The sequence below is a fragment of the Bacillus sp. B1-b2 genome (assembly GCF_009183415.1).
Lineage (GTDB): Bacteria > Bacillota > Bacilli > Bacillales > Cytobacillaceae > Niallia.
On record NZ_WEHU01000004.1, the window covers coordinates 250,441 to 257,160 of the forward strand.

Below are 6,720 nucleotides of genomic sequence, written 5' to 3' on the forward strand. Positions count from 1 at the left end.
AAGGATTTTTAGGAAATACTACTTTACCAAGGAGGAATTAATATGGAAATAATTTTAATCATCATTGGTATAGCTGTCTTACTCATTTTCCTTCTATTTATGGATTTTCATTTTGGAGAACGTGCACAAAGAAAAATAACCACACGGAAAAATCATCCTTTTAGATATTCTGATTTTGAATTGTTTATAGATGGAACAGAGCTTTTTCCTAGTTTGTTTGAAGAAATACAGAATGCTAAAAGTCATATTCACATCCTTTTTTACACAATTAAAACAGATAGTATTAGTCAAGAATTTCTTACCTTATTAAAAACAAAAGCAGATGATGGGGTAGAGGTTCGCCTTATTCTTGATTGGCTTGGAAGTATTAAGATAAGGAAAAAGATAAGAGAGAACTTGAAAGAATCAGGCGTACAGTTCGCCTATTGTCAACTACCAACACTCCCGTATCTTTTTTATTCCTTACAAGTAAGAAATCATCGCAAAATAACTATTATTGATGGAAAAACGGGGTTTATGGGAGGCTTTAATATTGGTAAAGACTATATACACGCCAACTTTAAACTTAGTCCATGGCGAGATTACCATTTAAAGATTACAGGTGAAGGAGTAGAAGATTTACAAAGAGAGTTTTTATTAGATTGGCGAGATGCTTCAAAAATAAACTTACTTCAAGATTCTATCTATTTTCCAGCTCAAAATAAAGGAAACTCAAGACATCAGATTATCCCAACTCAAGGTGTTTATTTAGAAGAAATCGTATGTAACCTTATCAAAAATTGCAAAACATCTCTTTTCATTGGGACTCCATACTTTATTCCTAGTAAAAGAATAATGAATGAGCTAGTCTCCGCTTTACAAAGAAACGTAGAAATCACTATCTTATTACCGAACAAAGCGGATCATCTTCTTGTAAAAGAAGCTTCCTTTCGTTACTTACGAGTTCTTTTGCATAAAGGAGCAAATGTTTATCAATATATGAATGGTTTTTTTCATGGTAAACTTATTATTCTCGATGATGATATTGCCTTTTTGGGTTCTGCAAACTTTGATAAACGTAGCTTTTTTTTAAACCATGAGTTAAACTGCAGTATTTATGATTTAGATACTTTAAAACTAGTGAAAAGTACTATTAACCAGGACCTTAAGCTTTCTGACCAACTACAAGCAACCGATTTGAAGCATGTCAGCCTTTGGACTTTTATAAAAGAATGTATAGCACGACCATTTTCCCCATTCCTATAAGAATGGGGAGCATCACAGATCAAGGGAGTTTTTACTTATATGAAATATCGTTTTGGCTATGTTTCTCATGCTACTAGCTTATGGGATGCATCACCTTCTAAAACTATTACATTTGCTAGATATAAGGATTTATCAAAGGAAGAAAAAAGGGAAAAATTACTTGCTGTAACTGCTCAGAATCTAGAGCATACACTTCGAGCGCTACATTATAATATAGGACATGAAATCCTACTCTATAGAATGTCTAGCTCCATTGTACCATTAGCAACACACCCCGAAGTAAATTGGGATTTTGTTAGTCCATTTAAAGAAAAATGGCTAGAAATAGGTGAATTAGTTAAGAAACACAAGCTTCGTGTTAGTTTTCATCCTAATCAATATACCCTTTTTACTTCTCCACGAAATGAAGTAACAGATAATGCTGTCATCGATATGGATTTTCACTATCGAATGCTAGAAGCTATGGGTGTTGCAGAGCAAAGCGTTATTAACATTCATATTGGTGGGTCTTATGGGGATAAGGAAAACACAATCAGTAGATTTTATAGAAACTTACAGAAACTGCCTCCTTCTATTAAGAAAGTAATGACACTGGAAAATGATGATAAAACATATACTGCCGAAGAAACATTACTAACTTGTCAACTGGAGAAGATTCCCCTTGTTTTTGATTACCACCATCATATGGCAAACTTAAGTACTAAACCCTTAGAAGAGTTACTTTTGCCGATTATGGAAACATGGAAATACCGTGGATTAACACCAAAAATACATCTTTCTTCCCCTAAATCAGAAAAAGAATTTCGTTCCCATGCTGATTTAGTTGATGCAGAGTTTGTAAAGCCTTTGTTTGCACTTTTACAGCCTTTAGGAATGGACATTGATTTTATGATAGAAGCAAAAGCAAAGGATCGAGCGTGCTTACAACTAGTGGAGGACCTAGGTAAAATAAGAGGTGTTAAAAGGGTTGGAGGAGCTACATTAGAATGGAAGTAATATGAGCATCTGGTTTAAATAAATAAAAGAGACCTACTTAGAAGAAAGTAAATCTCTATTAGAAATAAGCTGTTTTCACGAGTTTGTTTCTTATTATATTACTGCGCCTAGTATTTGCTAAAAGCTTAAAACGTATAAAAGCAAACGAAAACAGCTCTTCTATTATCTTTGAAAGAACGTAACCACCCATTCAAATACTTTAAATCCAGCATATATTCCAAAGATACCCAGGATACCTGGGAAAGCATTTGGAGCTGGAATCGGTAATTTTAATAATGCAAAAATAAAGCCAGTTAAAAAACCAGTAACTAGAGCTAATAGTAGTAATTTCATAAACACCTTCCTTTTCCATCCTTTTAATCTTTAGTATTCGAAAAAAAGAAAGTGCTTATTCTAGAATTTATTTTTTTATAATAGCTGGAATCTTTATTTTTATATAGAAACTACTTTCCTTATAGGTATAGTCTAAATAACCCTGATGATCTCTTACAATTTTATAGATAATCTTTGTGCCATACCCCCTATTTTGTCCTCGTTTTGTAGATTTCCCGAACTTCACAAATAAAAAGTCAACGATTGATTCTGGTATCGCCATGCTACTGTTTTTACAAGATAGTAGATAGAAACCACTTCGTTTCGTCATTCTTACGACCATTTCAGCTTGCTTCTTATCATGTATTTGAAATTCCTCACATGCCTCTAAGCTATTAGAAAGAATATTTCCTATTAACTCCACAATATGTTTCTCTTTCATTGGTAGCGTGGATAGAGGAACATCAAAGTCATACATAATATCTATGTTCTTCTCCTGTGCTTGTTTATAGATTCTATGTAAAATAGAAGCAACAGCACCATTTTCCCCTTTAATAGAGAGATTAGTTTCAGCATACCCTTCTACTAGTTGACTTAAATATCGCTTTGCTTCCTCTCCCCCTTCTCCTTTATCCACGATAAACTGGATTGCCGCAATATGCTTTAAAAAATCATGTCGTTCACTACGTACTACTTGAAAGAGTTCATTATAATGTTGTAATTGCTCATATAAATCATTATTTTCTTGAAGAACAAGGCTAGTTTCTTTCATTAAAGTTATTCTTCCCATTTCTAAAAAAACAAATAGTAAAAGGTAAAGAATACTCCAGTATGAAATGGAGTATTGACTATTCAAAACAATAACTAACGATTGCACAAACCAAATAATAGTCTCTATTCTAAGATTCATTGTTTCTTTCATTTCTATGTTTATATATTTATATAGAAGAAAGCAAACAATGGCCAAAGCTATGTAAATAGAATAAATAGGGAATGAGATTCCGATATGCTTCAAGAATAAATTCACATGGATAGCACCATAAAATGAAATAAGTAACCAATATAATTGCTTTTTATCCAAAGTTAATACTCCTTAAAAATAATTAGATTGCAAAAACTCGACTTTCTCCTTTGTAATCATTGCTCTTTCTTCCATCCCTTCAAATGTAACAATATAGGAGTTTTTAGCATAAAGAGCGAAATTCTTTACAAAATGAATATTAATAATAAAGGAGCGATGAGATCGTATAAAATCTCTTTCTCTTAATTCCCCTTCTAACTCATTTAGTGTTTGGTAGGTTTTTATTATCTCTTTTTTTGTAAAAATGGAAGTAGATCGTCCAGATCGTTCAATAAAGACAATATCCTTCTTATGTATTATATGTATCTCACTTTTTTGTTTAATATATAGTCTCCCAGTAATCTCCATTGATTTAGCTTTTTCCAAAGCTCTTTCAATCGATTGTACTAAACGCTCTTTCCTATAAGGCTTCATAATATAGTCATGAACACTTAGTTCAAATGCATGTACAGCATAACCACTTGTGGCTGTTACAAAGATTACTGCTATATTTAAAGCATGTGAATGGATAATATCTGCTAATTCATATCCTGATAATCCTGGCATTTCAATATCCGCAATTAGTAGATCAATTGTTTCTTTTTTGATTTCTGCATAAGCTTCTTCTGCTGATGTAGTAGAAAATATTATATCTACACCTTCCATACTCTTAACTATAGCCCTCAGTTTATCTAGATCAATTAATCGATCATCTACGAGCCCTACCTTCATTTCTCCTTCTCCTTTCCCCCTATTACCAATTGCCAATTTCTTCATAATTTAATTTTAACAGAATTTCACCAAATTGATATCGCTACTCGGTTATAATCCAGTCTAAAATACCTTTTCACGACAGAAAAAGAACCTTTCACGACATGATAGCAGATATCTCTTCTCTTTCCTTTTATGATAAAGCTATCAAATAAAGAGGTGAAGGCTATGATTTCTATACAAGAAGTAACAAAACGATTTCAAGACAAAAAAAAATCTATTACTGCTTTAAATCATGTATCGTTTTCCATTAAGAAAGGAGAAACGGTTGGCTTATTAGGAGAAAATGGCGCAGGGAAAACTACCCTTTTACGTTCAATTGCCACACTCTTACAGCCTACAGAAGGTAGTATATTAGTTGATCAAATAGATACTAAGGTTAATCCTAGTGCTGTCAAAAGCAAAATTGGTGTCCTTTTCGGAGGAGAAACAGGTCTTTACGAGCGGTTAACAGCAAGAGAGAATTTGGAGTATTTTGCCACTCTCTACGGATTAGGTAAGCATGAAACAAAAGTACGAATAGATGACCTAGCTAAAATGTTTGGGATGAGAGATTACTTAGATCGAAAAGTGGGCGGATTTTCTAAAGGAATGCGTCAAAAGGTCGCAATTGCTCGTACTATTATTCACAATCCAGATATCATCCTTTTTGATGAACCTACTACTGGGTTAGATATCACTTCTTCCAATGTATTTCGGCAACTTGTTCATCAATTAAAAAACGAAGGGAAAACCATTTGTTTTTCCAGCCATATCATGGAAGAGGTTTCTATGCTATGTGACAGTGTGGCAATGATTCATAAAGGGGAACTAATTCATCACGGAAGCCTTGAACAGCTATATCAATTAGAAGGTAGTAGAGATTTGAATTATATTTTCATGAGTAAATTGATTAGAGGGGGAGATAAATATGCTTCGTAAATTATACCTAAAAGAAATGAAAGACTCATTTCGTGATCGTAGAACCTTGCTTTTATCTATTTTACTACCCATTATTATGATGACTGGACTAACTCTTTTCTATGAGAGTCTAGCCTCTGACGGTAATGGCGAAACATTCGAATTAGCTATACCGAAAAATCTAGATGAAGAGCTCAAAACACATCTTTCCGTCTATTCTAACATTTTACTAAAACCTTCTACTAATCCTGAACAAATGGTTCAAGAAGGGAATGCGCAAGCGGCTCTTCTTGTTGAGGGAAACCTTATAGAACAAATAACAGAAGGTCAAGAAGCAAATATAACTATAGTTGGAGATTCATTTAGCCAGAATTCAACTAATCTAATTACACTAGTGAACAACGCCTTAAACCAGTGGGAAGATACAATAGTAGCAGATAGATTAGCAAATCAAAATCTTGAAGCCACTTTAATACATCCATTAAGCATTGATCATAGAGAGGTTTCTGACAATAATCCTCATATAGGTATATTAGCCATGCTTATTCCAATGATTCTTGCTCTTTCCATCACTGTTGGAGGATCACCTGCTGCATACGATCTCTTTGCAGGAGAAAAAGAAAAGAAAACAATGGAAGCATTATTAATAACACCTGTTAATCGCACTACGTTGGTGCTAGCAAAATGGTTTACAATCACCACCATTGGTACATTAAGTGGCCTTATTACTTTGTTGGTTGTCATTTTAGAAATTGCTTTTCTAACTGAAAACTTGAGACACGCAGTACCTATCAATGATAATTTCGTCCTAATCATGCTATTCGCTTTATTGGTTACTATCTTTTATTCCATGTTTATTGCATCTATCTTAATGCTTACTAGCATGATTGGAAAAACTATTAAAGAAGCTCAGAGCTATAGTACACCTATCATGATGTTCTCTATACTACCGATGATGTTTGTATCTAGTACTGGTGTTAATGAATTAACTATAAAGCACTTTGCTATTCCATTTTTAAATGTGTTTACAACTTTAAAAGAACTTATCTTTGGAGTTATTAATTATCAGCATTTATTTATTTCTTTCGGATCAACTATTATCAGTATGTTCATCATCTTCTTAATTGGAAGAATGCTATTCCTAAAAGACAAATGGGTGATGAATTAATTACTTTCTTATATGTAAGAATTGGGTGCATCAGCTGAAAAAGTCAGCAATGCACCTATTATTTTTATAGTATGTACATCACTAGCGTCGCATTAAAATAACGTATCACACTTAATTAATCTAAATTTTCTGCATTCTATCCATCACACAAAAAAATCCTTTATAATGGTCTGGTGGTAGTAACCTATCCAAATCCAATATAAAGGATCCTCGCATGGATAAGATTACACGAAAAACATCATTTGAACAATGGTTTTCACCGATTTCT

Annotated in this window: 7 protein-coding genes; 4 read left to right on the forward strand and 3 right to left on the reverse strand. The window is 33.2% G+C overall.

All coding sequences use genetic code 11. The features are described 5' to 3' along the window. The first annotated feature begins 42 nt into the window (after nucleotides 1-42). Both cls and uvsE read left to right on the forward strand, forming a co-directional pair. Nucleotides 43-1,245, forward strand: a complete 1,203-nt coding sequence (cls, locus tag F9279_RS06055; protein ID WP_152111881.1) for a cardiolipin synthase — start codon at nucleotides 43-45, stop codon at nucleotides 1,243-1,245. Nucleotides 1,246-1,284: 39 nt separating this feature from the next. Next, on the forward strand, nucleotides 1,285-2,241 hold the full coding sequence (gene uvsE, locus F9279_RS06060) for a UV DNA damage repair endonuclease UvsE (RefSeq protein ID WP_152111882.1): 957 nt from the start codon (nucleotides 1,285-1,287) through the stop codon (nucleotides 2,239-2,241). A 162-nt stretch (nucleotides 2,242-2,403) separates the two neighbouring features. Here the strand turns inward: uvsE and F9279_RS06065 are convergent, their stop codons facing one another. The 3 genes from F9279_RS06065 to F9279_RS06075 form a co-directional block, all read right to left on the reverse strand. Further along, entirely contained in the window at nucleotides 2,404-2,574 is a 171-nt protein-coding gene (locus F9279_RS06065) for a XapX domain-containing protein (RefSeq protein ID WP_152111883.1), read from the reverse strand. Between the two features lie 67 nt (nucleotides 2,575-2,641). Further along, nucleotides 2,642-3,634 (reverse strand): sensor histidine kinase, encoded by a 993-nt coding sequence (locus tag F9279_RS06070; protein ID WP_152111884.1) that lies wholly within the window; start codon nucleotides 3,632-3,634, stop codon nucleotides 2,642-2,644. 12 nt (nucleotides 3,635-3,646) lie between these two features. Next, complete coding sequence (locus F9279_RS06075; protein ID WP_152111885.1) at nucleotides 3,647-4,345, reverse strand: LytR/AlgR family response regulator transcription factor; 699 nt, start codon at nucleotides 4,343-4,345, stop codon at nucleotides 3,647-3,649. Between the two features lie 207 nt (nucleotides 4,346-4,552). On the opposite strand from F9279_RS06075, the gene F9279_RS06080 reads away from it, so the two are divergent. Continuing rightward, nucleotides 4,553-5,305, forward strand: a complete 753-nt coding sequence (locus F9279_RS06080; RefSeq protein WP_152111886.1) for an ATP-binding cassette domain-containing protein — start codon at nucleotides 4,553-4,555, stop codon at nucleotides 5,303-5,305. After that, nucleotides 5,295-6,452 carry an ABC transporter permease gene (locus tag F9279_RS06085; RefSeq protein WP_152111887.1) on the forward strand — a complete coding sequence of 386 codons (1,158 nt, stop codon included), beginning with the start codon at nucleotides 5,295-5,297 and terminating at the stop codon, nucleotides 6,450-6,452. Before F9279_RS06080 ends, F9279_RS06085 begins: the two co-directional genes overlap by 11 nt. The last annotated feature ends 268 nt before the right edge of the window (nucleotides 6,453-6,720 follow it).